This window comes from Streptomyces sp. NPDC002176, from assembly GCF_044903645.1.
In the GTDB taxonomy this organism is placed as follows: Bacteria; Actinomycetota; Actinomycetes; order Streptomycetales; family Streptomycetaceae; genus Streptomyces.
Map to the genome: position 1 here is coordinate 945749 of NZ_JBJDQW010000002.1, position 16891 is coordinate 962639.

15 protein-coding genes are annotated in these 16891 nt (G+C 71.2%); 5 read left to right on the plus strand and 10 right to left on the minus strand.

Annotated features, from left to right (window positions below; translation table 11 throughout):
• Nucleotides 1-4 precede the first annotated feature (4 nt).
• Nucleotides 5-1711: a glycerol-3-phosphate dehydrogenase/oxidase gene (locus ACI2LY_RS12545; RefSeq protein WP_404707135.1), complete on the minus strand. Its 1707-nt coding sequence runs from the start codon at nt 1709-1711 to the stop codon at nt 5-7.
• 293 nt (nt 1712-2004) lie between these two features.
• On the opposite strand from ACI2LY_RS12545, the gene ACI2LY_RS12550 reads away from it, so the two are divergent.
• Entirely contained in the window at nt 2005-3207 is a 1203-nt protein-coding gene (locus ACI2LY_RS12550) for a nucleotide sugar dehydrogenase (RefSeq protein ID WP_404707136.1), read from the plus strand.
• A 383-nt stretch (nt 3208-3590) separates the two neighbouring features.
• Here ACI2LY_RS12550 and ACI2LY_RS12555 read toward each other — a convergent pair whose 3' ends face one another.
• The 4 genes from ACI2LY_RS12555 to ACI2LY_RS12570 form a co-directional block, all read right to left on the minus strand.
• On the minus strand, nt 3591-4715 hold the full coding sequence (locus ACI2LY_RS12555) for a GuaB3 family IMP dehydrogenase-related protein (protein ID WP_388996755.1): 1125 nt from the start codon (nt 4713-4715) through the stop codon (nt 3591-3593).
• Nucleotides 4716-4852: 137 nt separating this feature from the next.
• Complete coding sequence (gene guaB, locus ACI2LY_RS12560; RefSeq protein WP_404707137.1) at nt 4853-6361, minus strand: IMP dehydrogenase; 1509 nt, start codon at nt 6359-6361, stop codon at nt 4853-4855.
• 178 nt (nt 6362-6539) lie between these two features.
• On the minus strand, nt 6540-7127 hold the full coding sequence (locus tag ACI2LY_RS12565; RefSeq protein ID WP_404707138.1) for a sigma-70 family RNA polymerase sigma factor: 588 nt from the start codon (nt 7125-7127) through the stop codon (nt 6540-6542).
• A gap of 767 nt (nt 7128-7894) precedes the next feature.
• Nucleotides 7895-8506 (minus strand): response regulator transcription factor, encoded by a 612-nt coding sequence (locus ACI2LY_RS12570; protein WP_003948568.1) that lies wholly within the window; start codon nt 8504-8506, stop codon nt 7895-7897.
• A gap of 381 nt (nt 8507-8887) precedes the next feature.
• Between ACI2LY_RS12570 and ACI2LY_RS12575 the strand changes: the two genes are divergently transcribed.
• On the plus strand, nt 8888-9211 hold the full coding sequence (locus tag ACI2LY_RS12575) for a WhiB family transcriptional regulator (protein WP_388996764.1): 324 nt from the start codon (nt 8888-8890) through the stop codon (nt 9209-9211).
• 53 nt (nt 9212-9264) lie between these two features.
• Here ACI2LY_RS12575 and ACI2LY_RS12580 read toward each other — a convergent pair whose 3' ends face one another.
• On the minus strand, nt 9265-10164 hold the full coding sequence (locus ACI2LY_RS12580; protein WP_404707139.1) for a LysR family transcriptional regulator: 900 nt from the start codon (nt 10162-10164) through the stop codon (nt 9265-9267).
• A gap of 80 nt (nt 10165-10244) precedes the next feature.
• On the opposite strand from ACI2LY_RS12580, the gene ACI2LY_RS12585 reads away from it, so the two are divergent.
• Entirely contained in the window at nt 10245-10913 is a 669-nt protein-coding gene (locus ACI2LY_RS12585; RefSeq protein ID WP_404707140.1) for an MOSC domain-containing protein, read from the plus strand.
• A gap of 42 nt (nt 10914-10955) precedes the next feature.
• Nucleotides 10956-11729 carry an SDR family NAD(P)-dependent oxidoreductase gene (locus tag ACI2LY_RS12590; protein WP_404707141.1) on the plus strand — a complete coding sequence of 258 codons (774 nt, stop codon included), beginning with the start codon at nt 10956-10958 and terminating at the stop codon, nt 11727-11729.
• An 81-nt stretch (nt 11730-11810) separates the two neighbouring features.
• On the opposite strand, the gene groL is transcribed toward ACI2LY_RS12590, so the two are convergent.
• The 4 genes from groL to ACI2LY_RS12610 all read right to left on the minus strand — a co-directional run bounded on the left by groL (nt 11811) and on the right by ACI2LY_RS12610 (nt 15594).
• Nucleotides 11811-13439, minus strand: a complete 1629-nt coding sequence (gene groL / locus ACI2LY_RS12595; RefSeq protein WP_404707142.1) for a chaperonin GroEL — start codon at nt 13437-13439, stop codon at nt 11811-11813.
• Between the two features lie 120 nt (nt 13440-13559).
• On the minus strand, nt 13560-13868 hold the full coding sequence (gene groES, locus ACI2LY_RS12600) for a co-chaperone GroES (protein WP_330459340.1): 309 nt from the start codon (nt 13866-13868) through the stop codon (nt 13560-13562).
• A gap of 320 nt (nt 13869-14188) precedes the next feature.
• Complete coding sequence (locus tag ACI2LY_RS12605) at nt 14189-14692, minus strand: hypothetical protein (protein WP_404707143.1); 504 nt, start codon at nt 14690-14692, stop codon at nt 14189-14191.
• On the minus strand, nt 14689-15594 hold the full coding sequence (locus ACI2LY_RS12610; RefSeq protein WP_404707144.1) for a polysaccharide deacetylase family protein: 906 nt from the start codon (nt 15592-15594) through the stop codon (nt 14689-14691). Before ACI2LY_RS12610 ends, ACI2LY_RS12605 begins: the two co-directional genes overlap by 4 nt.
• Here ACI2LY_RS12610 and ACI2LY_RS12615 point away from each other — a divergent pair.
• Nucleotides 15577-16869, plus strand: a complete 1293-nt coding sequence (locus ACI2LY_RS12615) for a methyltransferase domain-containing protein (RefSeq protein ID WP_404707145.1) — start codon at nt 15577-15579, stop codon at nt 16867-16869. The genes ACI2LY_RS12610 and ACI2LY_RS12615 overlap by 18 nt on opposite strands.
• Nucleotides 16870-16891: the final 22 nt, after the last annotated feature.

Consider the following 16891-nt stretch of genomic DNA (forward strand, 5'->3'; position numbering starts at 1 on the left):
CGCCTTACAGCGGCACGATGTCCGGCGCCCCCAGCCGGGCGGCGTCCGCCGTCAGGTCGTCGGGCTGGCGCTGGGACTCGCGCTCGGCCTCGACCCGCTTCTCGTAGTGCTCGACCTCGCGGGCGATCTGGTCCTCGTCCCACCCGAGCACCGGTGCCATCAGCTCGGCGGCCTCGCGGGCGCTGCGGGTGCCCCGGTCGAAGGTCTCGATGGAGATGCGGGTGCGGCGGGTGAGGACGTCGTCCAGGTGCCGGGCGCCCTCGTGGGAGGCCGCGTAGACGATCTCGGCGCGCAGATAGTCGTCCGCGTGCCGCAGGGGTTCGCCCAGGGTGGGGTCGGCGGCTATCAGGTCGAGAACCTGGTCGGCCACCGAGCCGTACCGGTTCAGCAGGTGCTCGACGCGGGCCACATGCAGTCCGCTGCGCTCGGCTATCCGCTGGCGGGCGTTCCACATCGCCGGATAGCCCTCGGCGCCGAGCAGCGGGATCTCCTCGGTGACGGAATTGGCCACCCGGCGGTCCAGGCCGTGCACCGCCGCGTCGACGGCGTCCTCCGCCATCACCCGGTACGTCGTGTACTTGCCGCCCGCGACGACCACCAGGCCCGGCACCGGGTGCGCCACGGTGTGCTCGCGGGACAGCTTGCTGGTGGCCTCGGACTCACCGGCCAGCAGGGGCCGCAGGCCCGCGTAGACCCCCTCGACGTCGTCGCGGGTGAGCGGCACCGACAGCACCGAGTTCACATGCTCCAGCAGGTAGTCGATGTCGGCGCTGGAGGCGGCCGGGTGCGCCTTGTCGAGGTCCCACGCGGTGTCGGTGGTGCCGACGATCCAGTGCCTGCCCCAGGGGATGACGAAGAGGACGGACTTCTCGGTGCGCAGGATCAGGCCGGTGCTGGAGTGGATGCGGTCCTTGGGCACGACCAGATGGATGCCCTTGGACGCCTTGACGTGGAACTGGCCGCGCTCCCCCACCAGCCCCTGGGTGTCGTCGGTCCACACCCCGGTGGCGTTGACCACCTGGCGGGCGCGGATCTCGTACTCCCCGCCGCCCTCCACGTCCTCCACCCGGACCCCGACGACCCGCTCGCCCTCGCGCAGGAACCCGGTGACGCGGGTGCGGTTGGCGACCTTGGCGCCGTAGGAGGCGGCGGTGCGGACCAGGGTGGTGACGAAGCGGGCGTCGTCCACCTCGGCGTCGTAGTACTGGAGGGCGCCGACCAGGGCGTCCTTGCGCAGGCAGGGGGCGACGCGCAGGGCTCGGTTGCGGCTGAGGTGGCGGTGCGCGGGCAGGCCGCGGCCGTGGCCCCGGGCCATGGACATCACGTCGTACAACGCGACACCGGCGCCCGCGTACAGCCGCTCCCACCAGCGGTGCTGGAGGGGGTAGAGGAACGGCACCGGTTTGACCAGGTGCGGGGCGAGCCGCTCCAGCAGCAGGCCGCGTTCCTTCAGCGCCTCGCGCACGAGGGGGAAGTCGAGCATCTCCAGATAGCGCAGACCGCCGTGTATCAGCTTGCTGGACCGGCTCGAGGTGCCGGACGCCCAGTCGCGCGCCTCGACCAGGCCGGTGGACAGGCCACGGGTGGCGGCGTCCAGCGCGGTGCCCGCGCCCACGATGCCGCCGCCGACCACCAGCACGTCCAGTTCACGCTCGGCCATCTCCGCCAGTGCCTCGGCGCGCCGCGCCGGGTCGAGGGTCGCTGTCCTCACCGCTGCCTCCCGCTCTCGCAAACCCGCTGGTGGGCCACACCGGTGCGGCGCGGCCCCTTCGTCCCCTCCTCATGCCCAGAACCTCTTGCTCAAAAGTGTGGCGGTGTCGGGCGGCTTCGGCCACCACGGGCTCCCAGCCTGTGGAAAACCCGTGCGTATCAGCACGAAGACACACGAACACAATCACACATAACGGTCATATTTGTACCTAGTCTGACTGTGCGCCCGCTCGTCCAGTCCACAGGGCTTGCGCACCATTCCCCCTTCGGCTATCGGGAAGGACGGCCCACGCCATGCCCGCAGATCTCGCCGTCATCGGACTCGGTCCCTACGGCCTGCCGCTGGCCCGGGCCGCCGTCACCGCAGGCATCCCCACCATCGGATACGCCACCGGCCCCGAGGCGGGGTCGCTCAGCCCCGCCGAACTCCGCCGGATGCGCTCCACCGGCTTCCGCCCCTGCACCGACCCCGCCCAGCTCGGCCGGGTCCGCACCGCCGTCATCTGCGCGCCCACCCCGCGCGGCGCCGACGGCGAACTCGACCTCGGCCAGGTCGAGGCGGCCGCCCGCACCCTGGCCGGACGGCTGCGCCCGCACACCACGGTCATCCTGGAGTCGCCCGTCCTGCCCGGCACCACCGAGGACTTCCTGCGCCCGATCCTGGAGCAGGGCTCCGGACTGCGCGCCGGACGGGACTTCCACCTCGCCTACTCCCCCAGCCGGGCCGACCCCGGCAGCCGGGACCACGCCCCCGCCCCGAAGGTCATCGGCGGCCTCACCCCCGCCTGCACCGAGTCGGCCGCCGCGTTCTACGGCCGACTCACCGACAAGGTCGTCCGTGCGCGGGGGCTGCGCGAGGCGGAGGCGGTACGGCTGCTGGAGACCAACTTCCGGCACGTCAACATCGCGCTCGCCAACGAGATGGCCGTCGTCTGCCACGAACTGGGCGTCGACCTGTGGGACGTGATCCGTTGCGCGGAGACCAAGCCGTACGGCTTCCAGGCGTTCCGGCCGGGCCCCGGCGTCGGCGGCCACGGCGTCCCGCAGGACCTCACCGGCCACGCGAGCCGGGGCCTGCGCATGGTGGAGCTGGCCCAGCAGGTCAACGGGCGCATGCCGCACTACGTCGTCCAGCGCGCCGCCGCCCTCCTCAACGAGCACGGCAAGTCCGCCCGCGGCGCCCGCGTCCTCCTCCTCGGCGTCACCTACAAGGCCGACCTCGCCGACCAGCAGGGCACCCCCGCCCACGAGATCGCCGTCCGCCTGATGGAACTCGGCGCCTCCGTCAGCTACCACGACCCCCACATCCCCGCCTGGCACGTCCTCGACCGCCCGGTCCCCCGCGCCGACTCCCTCTACGAAGCCGCGGCCGCCGCCGACCTCACCCTCCTCCTCCAACCCCACCGCACCTACGACCTCCAGGGCCTCTCGGTAAAGGCCCAGCTCCTGCTGGACACCCGAGGAGTGACCCCGACGGGCGCGGCGCACCGGTTGTGAAGGGGGGCGCACGGGAGCAGTGCGCCTGACAGTGGTGGCACCGGACCGCACCCCTCGCTACGGTGGTCACACAGGTGGAGCCCACCGCAGTGGCTGCTGCGGCAGGCTCCTGGATGGATCACGGAGTGTCCGCCCCTAGTGTCCTTGGGGGCGGCCGCTCACCATCCGAAAATCCGCAAGATCCACCTCCTTCGGAACTTCACCATCCACAGACGGCTCCGATCCCAACGGGTGGGCCCGCGGTATCGGCTCGTAAGAGCGGTCAACCGCGTATTCGTCCCGAACGCACCCGTGCGCCCCTTGTGCGTCCGGACGCGCCCCCGCGCATACGAGAGGGCCCGGTCACCCCCAAGGTGACCGGGCCCTCTCCGTGCGAAAAAAGCTCAGCGGCGGTGCTGGCTGTCCGCCACCGTGACCTCGACCCGCTGGAATTCCTTCAGCTCGCTGTAGCCGGTGGTGGCCATGGCGCGGCGGAGGGCGCCGAAGAAGTTCATGGAGCCGTCGGGGGTGCGGGAGGGGCCGGTGAGGACCTCCTCCAGGGTGCCGACGGTGCCGAGGTCGACCTTCTTGCCGCGCGGCAGCTCCTCGTTGACCGCCTCCATGCCCCAGTGGTGGCCCTTGCCGGGCGCGTCCGTGGCACGGGCCAGCGGGGAGCCCATCATCACCGCGTCGGCGCCGCAGGCGATCGCCTTGGGCAGGTCGCCGGACCAGCCGACACCGCCGTCCGCGATCACGTGCACGTACCGGCCGCCGGACTCGTCCATGTAGTCGCGGCGGGCGGCGGCCACGTCGGCGACCGCGGTCGCCATCGGGACCTGGATGCCCAGCACGTTGCGCGTGGTGTGCGCGGCGCCGCCGCCGAAGCCGACCAGCACACCCGCCGCGCCGGTGCGCATCAGGTGCAGGGCCGCGGTGTACGTGGCGCAGCCGCCGACGATCACCGGGACGTCCAGCTCGTAGATGAACTGCTTGAGGTTCAGCGGCTCGTGCGAGGACGAGACGTGCTCCGCGGAGACCGTGGTGCCGCGGATGACGAAGATGTCCACACCCGCGTCGACGACCGCCTTGGAGAACTCGGCGGTGCGCTGCGGGGAGAGCGCGGCGGCCGTGACCACACCGGCGTCCCGCACCTCCTTGATGCGCTGGCCGATCAGCTCCTCCTTGACGGGAGCCGCGTAGATCTCCTGGAGGCGGCGGGTGGCCACCTCGGCCGGGAGCTCGGCGATCTCGTCCAGCAGCGGCTGCGGGTCCTCGTGCCGGGTCCACAGGCCCTCGAGGTTGAGGACGCCGAGGCCCCCCATCTCACCGATGCGGATCGCGGTGGCCGGGGAGACGACCGAGTCCATGGGAGCGGCCAGGAACGGCAGCTCGAAGCGGTAGGCGTCGATCTGCCAGGCGATCGAGACCTCCTTCGGGTCCCGCGTACGGCGGCTGGGGACGACGGCGATGTCGTCGAAGGCGTACGCCCGGCGGCCGCGCTTGCCGCGCCCGATCTCGATCTCAGTCACGTCATGCCTTTCCCTGATGCTTACAGCGTCTTCCAGTATCGCCGACCGGCCACGCGATGGCCGTCCCCGGCGAAGCGGAGGGCGGTCCCGGATGCCCCGGAACCGCCCTCGTCACGACCCGCACACGCGCGTGTGCGTCACTTCTTGTTGCTGTAGTTCGGTGCCTCGACCGTCATCTGGATGTCGTGCGGGTGGCTCTCCTTGAGACCCGCCGACGTGATCCGGACGAACCGGCCGTTGTCCTGCAGCTCCGGCACGGTGCGGCCGCCGACGTAGAACATCGACTGGCGCAGACCGCCGACCAGCTGGTGCACCACGGAGGACAGCGGGCCCCGGTAGGGCACCTGGCCCTCGATGCCCTCGGGGATCAGCGCCTCGTCGGAGGCGACGCCCTCCTGGAAGTAGCGGTCCTTGGAGAACGACCGGCGGTCGCCACGCGTCTGCATCGCACCCAGCGAACCCATGCCCCGGTACGACTTGAACTGCTTGCCGTTGATGAACAGCAGCTCGCCCGGCGACTCCTCGCAGCCCGCGAGCAGCGAGCCGAGCATCACCGTGTCGGCGCCCGCGACCAGGGCCTTGGCGATGTCGCCGGAGTACTGCAGGCCACCGTCGCCGATGACCGGGACCCCGGCCTCCTTGGCGGCGAGCGCGGCCTCGTAGATCGCGGTGACCTGCGGGACACCGACACCGGCGACCACACGGGTGGTGCAGATCGAGCCGGGGCCGACGCCGACCTTGATGCCGTCCGCGCCCGCGTCCACCAGCGCCTTGGCGCCGTCGCGGGTGGCGATGTTGCCGCCGATCACGTCGATGCCGGAGGAGTTGGACTTGATCTTGGCGATCATGTCGCCGACCAGACGGGAGTGACCGTGCGCGGTGTCGACGACGATGAAGTCGGCGCCCGCCTCGATCAGCGCCTGGGCGCGCTCGAAGGAGTCACCGGCCACGCCGACCGCCGCGCCGACGAGCAGCCGGCCCTCGGAGTCCTTGGCCGCGTTCGGGTACTGCTCGGCCTTGACGAAGTCCTTGACCGTGATCAGACCCTTGAGCACACCGCGCTCGTCGACCAGCGGCAGCTTCTCGATCTTGTGCTTGCGCAGCAGCTCCATGGCCTCCGGGCCGGAGATGCCGACCTTGCCGGTGACCAGCGGCATCGGCGTCATGACCTCGTGGACGCGCCGGGTGCGGTCGCTCTCGAAGGCCATGTCGCGGTTGGTGACGATGCCGAGCAGCTTCTTGTCGTTGTCCGTCACCGGCACACCGCTGATCCGGAACCGGGCGCACAGCGCGTCGGCCTCGGCCAGCGTGGCCTCCGGGTGGATGGTGATCGGGTCGGTGACCATGCCCGACTCGGACCGCTTCACCAGGTCGACCTGGTTGGCCTGGTCCTCGATGGACAGGTTCCGGTGCAGCACGCCCACGCCGCCCTGACGGGCCATGGCGATCGCCATGCGGGACTCGGTCACCTTGTCCATGGCGGCGGACAGCAGCGGGATGTTGACCCGCACGTTCCGGGAGACGTACGAGGCGGTGTCGATCTCGTCGGGCGCCATGTCCGACGCGCCCGGCAGCAGCAGCACGTCGTCGTAGGTCAGCCCGAGTGTCTGGAATTTACCGGGCACTCCGTCGACGTTGGCAGTCATGACACCTTCCCCAAATGGCCTTGATCGGTGCGGATGTCCATGCTAACGGGAAGCGTCGTGAGCAAATTCCACGCTACGGGGGCGCTTCAGGCTTCGTATGTTCGTACGGATTCCGCGGCTCGCGTGCTCATGCGCGGTGTCTCACGCGCGCGGTGTTCCGGTACAGGAGCCTCGTGGGCTACTGCTCGGCCAGGGCGCGCAGGCGGCTCAGCGCGCGATGCTGGGCCACTCGCACCGCTCCTGGTGACATTCCCAACATCTGCCCTGTCTCCTCCGCGGTCAAGCCCACGGCGATCCGGAGCAGCAGCAGTTCGCGCTGGTTCTCGGGGAGGTTGGCCAGCAGCTTCTTCGCCCAGGCGGCGTCGGAGTTGAGCAGGGCGCGTTCCTCGGGACCGAGGGAGTCGTCGGGCCGCTCCGGCATCTCGTCCGAGGGGACGGCGGTGGAGCCGGGGTGGCGCATCGCGGCGCGCTGGAGGTCGGCCACCTTGTGGGAGGCGATGGCGAAGACGAACGCCTCGAAGGGGCGGCCGGTGTCGCGGTAGCGCGGCAGGGCGAGCAGCACTGCCACGCAGACCTCCTGGGCGAGGTCCTCCACGAAGTGGCGGGCGTCGCCGGGCAGCCGGGACAGGCGGGTGCGGCAGTAGCGCAGCGCGAGGGGATGGACATGCGCGAGCAGGTCGTGCGTGGCCTGCTCGTCCCCGTCGACGGCACGGTGCACCAGGGCGCTGATCGGCCCGGGAGCCGTGCCCGCCTCGTCGTCGCGCATCGGTCCATGGTGCCTTGCGGCCGTCCGGTCCGTGGCATCGCGTTCGTGGTTGTGCACCGAAGCGTTATGAGCAGGTGCGCCGGCACTCATCTCCTGCGCCCTCCCCTTCCGCTCGTTTTCCGCTCGCTCGACTCGTCCCCGAGAGACTCCACACCTCAAGGATGCGGCATCCCCGCCGAAACAAGCAGCACGCGGTCCCTCGCGGGCCGCGAACAGAACCGATTCCGCCACGGGTGCCTCCGGCGGTGCCGGTACGTGGACGCCGGTGAGCTGCGGCGTCTCCCGCGAGGCGGCACAGCCCCGAGGGGCAGACACCGCCGTCGGCCGACGGCGAACGCGCCGGACCGCGCGGGCTGAGGACACCTCGGGCGCCCGGCCCGGCACCGGTCGCGGTCGGCGACGCCCGACGACTCTCCCGCGGGGCACACGGAACGGTCCGCCCACGTCCGCGAGGTGGACCGCCGACAGCCGGACCCGCCCCGGACCCGGCAGCCACCCGACCGCCGACCACGAGCACGTCCCCGGCACCGGCGGACACGGCCTCCACTGTTGGCGCCCAAGTCGAGCCGAACCGACACGGCCCACCGGCACCGGCCGCGATCACTCCGGCGAGAACACCCGGCCCGGCACCGGCCGAGACCGGCACCACCCGGCGCCCGCCCGCGGCGAGCGCCGTCGCCAGAACCGACCGACCGCACACACCCACACCCTCCGGCGCCCGCCAGGAACCCCAGGACCGAGGCCGAGCGCAGCGGCTGCGCATGCCCTTACCGGACCAGTCCCCAGCGGAAGCCGAGTGCCACCGCGTGGGCGCGGTCCGAGGCGCCGAGCTTCTTGAACAGGCGTCGGGCGTGGGTCTTGACGGTGTCCTCGGAGAGGAACAGCTCGCGGCCGATCTCCGCGTTGGAGCGGCCGTGGCTCATGCCCTCCAGCACCTGGATCTCACGCGCGGTGAGCGTGGGCGCGGCGCCCATCTCGGCCGAGCGCAGCCGACGCGGGGCCAGCCGCCAGGTGGGGTCGGCGAGGGCCTGCGTCACCGTCGCGCGGAGCTCGGCGCGGGAGGCGTCCTTGTGCAGATAGCCCCGCGCGCCCGCGGCCACCGCGAGGGCGACGCCGTCGAGGTCCTCGGCGACGGTCAGCATGATGATGCGCGCGCCCGGGTCGGCGGACAGCAGACGGCGCACGGTCTCGACGCCGCCCAGGCCGGGCATGCGTACGTCCATGAGAATGAGGTCGGAGCGGTCGGCGCCCCAGCGGCGGAGGACTTCCTCGCCGTTGGCAGCCGTCGTCACGCGCTCGACGCCGGGCACGGTCGCAACCGCGCGGCGAAGCGCCTCTCGGGCAAGCGGGGAGTCGTCGCAGACGAGGACGGAAGTCATGACCGCCCTCCGCAGCTGATGCGCGTCACCTTGAGCCTCCAGGCTGGTACGGAATCGTCACCTGTGCGGTCGACCGTCTCGGACGCCTGCCCGAGCACTTGTGTTTTCAACCGCCTCCGCACTCTCAACGACGGTCACCCGAAAGAGTTACGGGTCGGCGTACTGACTTCGGCACTCTACGTGAGGGCTCCGACACGGTGCAGACATGCTCGGCGGACCCACGGCTTTTCCTCACAACCCGTGCCCCATTTAGCCGTTTTTGGTCCCGTTTTTTAGTGTCTGAGGCTAGATTCGCAATGAGTCATATTTTCATCTCCTTAGACCGGAGATGTACGGTCGAAGGCACAGTATCCGCCCAGAACGGCTACAAGGGGTCACGTAATGGCAGATTTCTCCCGCCTTCCCGGACCGAACGCGGACCTGTGGGACTGGCAGCTGCTGGCAGCCTGCCGAGGGGTGGACAGCTCGCTCTTCTTCCACCCGGAGGGCGAGCGCGGTGCGGCGCGGAGTGCACGTGAGAACTCGGCCAAGGAGGTCTGCATGCGGTGCCCGGTCCGAGCGCAGTGCGCGGCACACGCGTTGGCGGTGCGTGAGCCGTACGGCGTGTGGGGCGGGCTGACCGAGGACGAGCGCGAAGAGCTGATGGGCCGGGCGCGCAACCGGCTGGTGTCCACCACCAGCGGGGGCGTCGGCCCACACGCCTGAAGGAACGTTTCTGCAATCCCCCGGGCACGCACCCGCGTGCCCCTGACCCGTGCCTACGCGCGGGACGCCGCCCGGCCCAGCTGCTCCAACGTCGCGGCCACGGCCGGGACCTGGGCCAGGTCGGGGAGGGTGAGGGCGACGATCTCCCGTCGTACCGCGGGCTCCAGCCGGACCACACGCACCCCTCTGGGCCGTACCGACTCCACCGCCAGGCGGGGCAGTACGGCGACGCCCAGACCGGCGCCGACCAGGCCGACCACGGCCGGGTAGTCGTCGGTGGCGAAGTCGATGCGGGGGGTGAATCCGGCGCCCTCGCAGACCCGCACCAGCTGGCCGCGGCAGCGCGGGCAGCCCGCGATCCAGGGCTCCTCGGCCAGTTCCCCGATGGCGACGGCGTCGGCGCCCGCGAGCCGGTGCCGTTCGGGGACCAGGGCGACCAGACGGTCCGTCAGCAGCCGTCGTACGACCAGGTCGTCCCACTCCTCGGTGGGGGCGGCGCCCTCGTAGCGGAAGGCGAGGGCCAGGTCGCAGTCGCCCTCGCGCAGCAGCTCCACGGACCTCGGCGGTTCGGCCTCCTCCAGGGAGACGCGGGTGCCGGGGTGGGCGGCGCGCAGGGCGGCGAGGGCGGTGGGGACCAGGGTGGAGGTGCCGCTGGGGAAGGAGACGAGCCGGACCCGGCCCGCGCGCAGGCCCGCGATGGCGGCGACCTCCTCCTCGGCGGCGGTGAGCCCGGCGAGGATGCCGGAGGCGTGCCTGACCAGGGCTTCTCCGGCCTGGGTCAGCCGCATCTCGCGGCCGCCCCGGACCAGCAGCGGGGTGCCGACGGAACTCTCCAGCGCCTTCATCTGCTGGCTGACGGCGGGCTGGGTGCAGCCCAGCTCGCGCCCCGCCGCCGAGAAGGAGCCGGTGGCGGCGACGGCGCGCAGGACGCGGAGATGGCGGGCCTCGATCACTCTTCGAGCATAAGGCGTGCTTGGGAAAGGGGCTCGATATCGCGTCGACGCTTTGGGGAACGGTCACGTACCGTGCGCGCATGAAGCTTCTCTCCGTCAATCTGGGGCAACCCCGCGCGGTGCCGTACACCGACCAGGCCGAGGGGGTGACGGGCATCGACAAGCGGCCTTTCGACGGGCCGGTGCGGGTGGCGGCGCCGGGGCCGAAGGGGACCGGCGGCAGCGGGCTGGCCGGGGACGCGGTGTGCGAGCTGCGCCATCACGGCGGGGACGACCAGGCGGTGTACGCGTTCGCGCGCGAGGATCTCGACGCGTGGGAGCGCGAGCTGGGTCGGCCGCTGGGCAACGGCGTCTTCGGCGAGAACCTCACCACGGCCGGTCTCGAGGTGTCCGGCGCGCTGATCGGCGAGCGCTGGCGGATCGGTTCCCAGGTGGTGCTGGAGGTGACGTCGGGGCGGATTCCGTGCCGTACGTTCCAGGGCCACATGGCCGAACGGGGCTGGGTGAAGAGGTTCACCCGGAAGGCCGTCACGGGTGCGTACCTCCGGGTGATCGAGCCGGGCGAGATCCGGGCGGGCGACGCGGTGGAGATCGTGCACCGCCCGGACCACGGGGTGACGGCGGCGACGCAGTTCCGCGCGGTGACCACCGAGCGCGAGCTGCTGCCGTCGCTGCTCGCGGCGGGCGACGCGCTGCACGGCGAGACGCTGGCGAGGGTCCACAAGTACCTGGCGGACCAGGCACGCTGAGCGGCCGTCACCGCGGGGCCGGGGCCGCCCTACTCTTGGGCCATGACTACGGCTCTGATTACGGGATCGACCGCGGGCATCGGCGCCGCGTTCGCACGGCGGCTGGCGGCGGACGGGCACGACCTGGTGCTGGTGGCGCGCGACACGGCGCGGCTGCGGGAGCAGGCGCTCGAGTTGCACGACCTGCACGGCGTCGAGGCGGAGGTGCTGGCCGCCGACCTCGCCGAGGACAAGGGCATCGAGACGGTGGCCGAGCGGCTCGGTGACCGCCGCCGTCCGGTCGACCTGCTGGTCAACAACGCCGGGTTCGGCAACAAGGGCCGCTACCTCGACGTCTCCATGGCCGACGAGCTGCGCATGATCAAGGTGCACTGCGAGGCGGTGCTCCGGCTGACCTCGGCGGCGACGGAGGCGATGCGGGAGCGCGGGCGCGGTGGCGTGGTGAACGTCGCCTCGGTGGCGGCCTTCGTCCCGCGCGGTACGTACGGCGCCTCGAAGGCGTGGGTCGTGCAGTTCACCCAGGGCGCGGCGAAGGACCTTGCGGGCAGCGGGGTCCGGCTGATGGCCCTGTGCCCCGGCTTCGTCCGCACCGAGTTCCACGAGCGGGCCGGGATGGGCACGGACAACATCCCCGGCTGGATGTGGCTGGACGCCGACAAACTGGTCGCGGAGGCGGTGAACGACCTCGCCCGCGGCAAGACCGTCTCCATCCCCGACCCCCGCTACAAGGCCCTGATGGGCCTCGCCAAGATCGCCCCCAGGGGGCTGCTGGGCGGGATCAGCGCGCGCACGGGGCGGAAGTACGGGCCGCGCTGACGGAGGCGGGCCCGGACAGCGCTTCGCCCCGCCGAGAGAATCCCGGCGGGGCGAAGTCGGTTGCCCTAGGGGCGTTTTGCCTTAGTGGGAGTGGCCGTGGCTGTGGCCGTGGCCCGCGGTGGCCTCTTCCTCTTCCTTCTTCTCGACGACCAGGGTCTCGGTCGTGAGGAGGAGGGAGGCGATGGAGGCGGCGTTCTCCAGGGCGGAGCGGGTGACCTTGACCGGGTCGATGACGCCGGCCTTGACCAGGTCGCCGTACTCACCGGTCGCGGCGTTGTAGCCGTGGCCCTTCTCCAGGTCCTTGACCTTGGAGACGATGACGTAGCCCTCCTGGCCGGCGTTCTCGCCGATCCAGCGCAGCGGCTCGACGACCGCGTTGCGGACGACGGTCACACCGGTGGCCTCGTCGCCGGTCTTGCCGAGACCGTCCTGCAGGACCTTCGCGGCGTGCACCAGCGCGGAGCCACCACCGGAGACGATGCCCTCCTCGACCGCGGCGCGGGTCGCGGAGATGGCGTCCTCCAGACGGTGCTTCTTCTCCTTCAGCTCCACCTCGGTGGCGGCGCCGACCTTGATCACGCACACGCCGCCGGCCAGCTTGGCGAGGCGCTCCTGGAGCTTCTCGCGGTCCCAGTCGGAGTCGGTGTTCTCGATCTCGGCCTTGATCTGCGCGATGCGGCCCTGCACGTCGGCGGAGTCGCCGCCACCCTCGACGATGGTGGTGTCGTCCTTGGTGACGGTCACGCGGCGGGCGGAACCGAGCACGTCCAGACCGGCCTGGTCGAGCTTGAGGCCGACCTCCTCGGAGATGACCGTGGCGCCGGTGAGCGCGGCCATGTCCTGGAGCATCGCCTTGCGACGGTCGCCGAAGCCGGGGGCCTTCACCGCGACGGCGTTGAAGGTGCCACGGATCTTGTTGACCACCAGGGTCGACAGGGCCTCGCCCTCGACGTCCTCGGCGATGATCAGCAGCGGCCGCGAGGCGTTGCTCTGAATGATCTTCTCGAGCAGCGGGAGCAGCTCGGTGATCGAGGAGATCTTGCCCTGGTTGATCAGGATGTACGGGTCGTCGAGGACGGCCTCCATACGCTCCTGGTCGGTGACGAAGTACGGGGACAGGTAGCCCTTGTCGAAGGCCATGCCCTCGGTGAAGTCCAGCTCCAGACCGAAGGTGTTGGACTCCTCGACGGTGATGACACCGTCCTTGCCGACCTTGTCCATGGCCTCGGCGATCAGCTCGCCGACCTGCTGGTCCTGGGCGGACAGCGCGGCGACGGCGGCGATGTCGGACTTCTCGTCGATCGGGCGGGCCGAGGCGAGCAGGTCCTCGGAGATCGCCTTGACCGCGGCGTCGATGCCCTTCTTCAGGGCGGCCGGGGAGGCACCGGCGGCGACGTTCTTCAGGCCCTCGCGGACCAGCGCCTGGGCGAGCACGGTGGCGGTGGTGGTGCCGTCACCCGCGATGTCGTTGGTCTTGGTCGCCACCTCCTTCACCAGCTGGGCGCCGAGGTTCTCGAACGGGTCCTCGATCTCGACCTCACGGGCGATCGTGACACCGTCGTTGGTGATGGTGGGCGCGCCGAACTTCTTGTCGATGACGACGTTGCGGCCGCGGGGGCCGATCGTCACCTTGACCGTGTCGGCAAGCTTGTTGACGCCGCGCTCAAGGGCGCGACGGGCGTCCTCGTCGAACTTCAGTGTCTTCGCCATGACAGCGGGAGCCCTCTCGGAAAAATCTGGGTGGATGTGCCTGCGCCCCTGGACGCCCGGCTTCTTTAACGGTCGCGGGAACCAGGGGCGCAGTGATGAAGCAGATTGCTTCGGGGTGAACTACTTCTCGATGATCGCGAGAACGTCGCGGGCCGAGAGGACGAGGTACTCGTCGCCGTTGTACTTCACCTCGGTGCCGCCGTACTTGCTGTACAGCACGATGTCGCCGACCTTGACGTCGAGCGGCAGGCGCTCGCCGTTCTCGAAGCGGCCCGGACCGACGGCGAGGACGGCGCCCTCCTGGGGCTTCTCCTTCGCGGTGTCCGGGATGACCAGGCCAGAGGCCGTGGTCTGCTCGGCGTCCAGCGGCTGGACCACGATGCGGTCCTCGAGCGGCTTGATGGCAACCTTGGAGCTGGTGGTCGTCACGATCCGACCTCCCCCTTCTGAGAATTCACGGGGTTGACTGTCTGAGGTGGCGACCAGGTCGATCCGTCGTCGCGGGTGCCGGACCTGCCCGTCGCTTTGTTGGCACTCTCATGTGCCGAGTGCCAGTGCCGAGACTATGACTGGGGTTAGCACTCGGTCAAGCGGAGTGCCAATTGCCGTGCGGCGCGTCGGGGATGGGTACCTCTTTGGCGTGGCTTCACTGTGCCGTCGGGACGCGCGTCCTCAGGGGGCTGCCGCCCCCAGACCCCCGCTTCGGCCCTGGACGGGCCTCGTCCTCAAACGCCGGACGGGCTGAGGGGCTAGAGGTAGTCGGCTAGCTTTCCCGCCGTCAGGCCCCTATCCCTGGCCTCCTTCAGTACCTGCGCCGTGCGCTCGGTCAAGGTGCCGTCCCGGGCCGGGGTGATGTGGATGATGTCGCCGGGGGTCAGGTGGGCGGGGGTGCCTCGGTAGGTGAGGCCGTGGTGGGTGGTCCTGGCGCGCCAGTGGGTGGGGGCTTCGGTGTGGGTGAAGACGGTGACCGGCAGGTGGAGTTTGCCGATCAGGGCGGCCAGCCTTCGGTCGCGTACGGCCTCCTCGTCGTAGGTCAGGAAGACGACCCGGTCGGTCGTGACCACGTGGTCCACCGCGCGCGTCCCCGTACGGGCCGAGAGGGGGCGGGCCGGGTGGCGGACGCCCGCCGCGGCCTTCTTGCCGAGGCGTTCGATGGGGTCGACCGACTGGGCGCAGCCGGTGAGCAGCAGGGTGGCCGAGGCGAGCGCGACGGCCCGTGCCGCACGGCGGGTCGGCCGCGCCCGGCGCCTCACAGGTAGTCCTCCAGGCGTGCCACGGCGTATCCCTCGCGGGTGACCTTGTTGAGGAAGCGGCGCATGTCGTCGACCATCGTGCCGTCCCACTCGTCGGTGCCCCGGAAGTGGGTGAGGACGATGTCGCCCTTGCGCAGCCGCTGGTCGTCCTCGCGGTACTCCCAGTGGTCGACGAAGACCTCCTCGTTCCAGATCGGCGCGTACTTGATGCCGCAGGACTTGGCGGCGCGCAGGGTGTCCTGGTTGTAGTCGCCGTAGGGCGGGCGCAGGACCTCGGGGCGCTTGCCGTACTGCCTCTCCATGATGTCCTGCATGCCGCAGATCTCCTGGCGCTGCTGCTCGTAGGAGAGGCCGGGCAGGTAGGGGTGGGTCAGGGTGTGGTTGTCGAGCGTGTTGCCGTACGCCTGGCTCTTGCGGAAGTAGCCGTAGTCGTCCTTCACCAGGTAGTTGCTGAGGAAGGCGGTGTACGGGACCTTCAGCTCCCGCATCATCTCCAGGAACCGGGGGTCCTTCTCGGCGCCGTCGTCGATGGTGAGGAAGACGATCTTCTTGTCGGTGGGGACGGTGGTGAAGACCGGGGGGAGGTTCTCGTCCTCCTGGTGGTCCACCTGGAAGCCCGCGCGCGCGGTGATCCTCGGCTTGACCTTCGGTGGGGCCGGGGCCGTGAGCGGCACCTGGTCGAGCCGCCACTTGCGGGCCGCCGCCACCATGCGCCGCTGCTCCGCGAGGCGGGCCGCGGCGGCGTCAGGGGCCTTGGCGGGACCTCCCTGCCCCGCGGGGGCGGAGCCGGAGTCCGAGCAGCCGGTGAGGACGGCGGCGGTGGCCAGGGCGGCGACCGAGCAGCGGACGGCCAGGGACCGGGACCCGGTCCGTGATTTGTCATTTTGTACTACATGTCGCATGGTGCCGGATCTTGGCAGGCACCCGCCCCGATCCCGGCCCGACACCGCCGCCGGAGGCGCACGGTCCACCGACTGGCCCACAATGAGCCGGTGAACGACCAGCTCTCCGCCCTCCAGGGATTCCACGCGCTGCGCACCGACGAGGGCCGGGCCCTCCTCGACGAAGTGCGCGGCACCGCGCCTGCCGACGAACTCGCCGTGGCCACCCGGCTGCGCCGCACCCACCCGGCGGGGCTGGTGTCGGCCGCGCTCGGCCAGGCCCGGCTGCGCCAGCGGGCGGAGGCCAAGTTCGGCGCGGAGGACGCGCAGGCGATGTTCTTCACGCCCAACGGGGTCGAGCAGTCGACGCGGGCGAGCGTGGCCGCGTACCGCGCGGAGCGGATGCGGGCGCTCGGCATCACCTCGGTGGCCGACCTGTGCTGCGGGATCGGCGGCGATGCCCTCGCCCTGGCCCGCGCGGGCATCCGCGTCCTCGCGGTGGACCGGGACCCGCTGACCGCGGCCGTCGCGCGGGCCAACGCCGAGGCGCTGGGCCTCGCCGAGCTGATCGAGGTGCGCGAGGCCGACGTCACCGAGGTCGACACCGCCGGATACGACGCGGTGTTCGTGGACCCCGCCCGGCGCGGCGGACGCGGGCGCATCTTCGACCCCGAGGCGTACTCGCCGCCGCTGTCCTGGGCCGTGGCCACCGCGCTCGCCGCACCCCGCGCCGCCCTGAAGATCGCGCCCGGCATCCCGCACGAGGCGGTGCCCGCCGAGGCCGAGGCGGAGTGGATCTCGGACGGGGGTGACGTGAAGGAGGCCGTGCTCTGGTTCGGCACCGACGCGCCGGGCGGCATTCGCGCCACCCTGCTCCCCGTCCCCCGCACCCTCCAGGGCCGGGGCCTGCCCGACCCGGCGGTCCGCACCCCCGGCCGGTACCTCTACGAGCCGGACGGCGCGGTGATCCGGGCCCACCTGGTCGCGGAGGTCGCCGAGGAGCTGGACGGCGGCCTGCTGGACGAGACGATCGCCTACATCACCGCCGACGAACTCCGCCCGACCCCGTACGCCACCGCCTACGAGATCACCGACCGGATGCCGTTCAACGTCAAGAAGCTGAAGGCGCTGCTGCGGGAGCGCGGGGTCGGCAACCTGACCGTGAAGAAGCGCGGCTCGGCGGTCGAGCCGGAGGAACTGCGCAAGAAGGTCAAGCCGCAGGGCCCCAACGCCGCGACGGTGTTCATGACCCGGGTGGCGGGAGCGCCGACGATGCTGATCGGGCACCCGGCGTAGGTTCTTCGAAACTTTCGAAGAA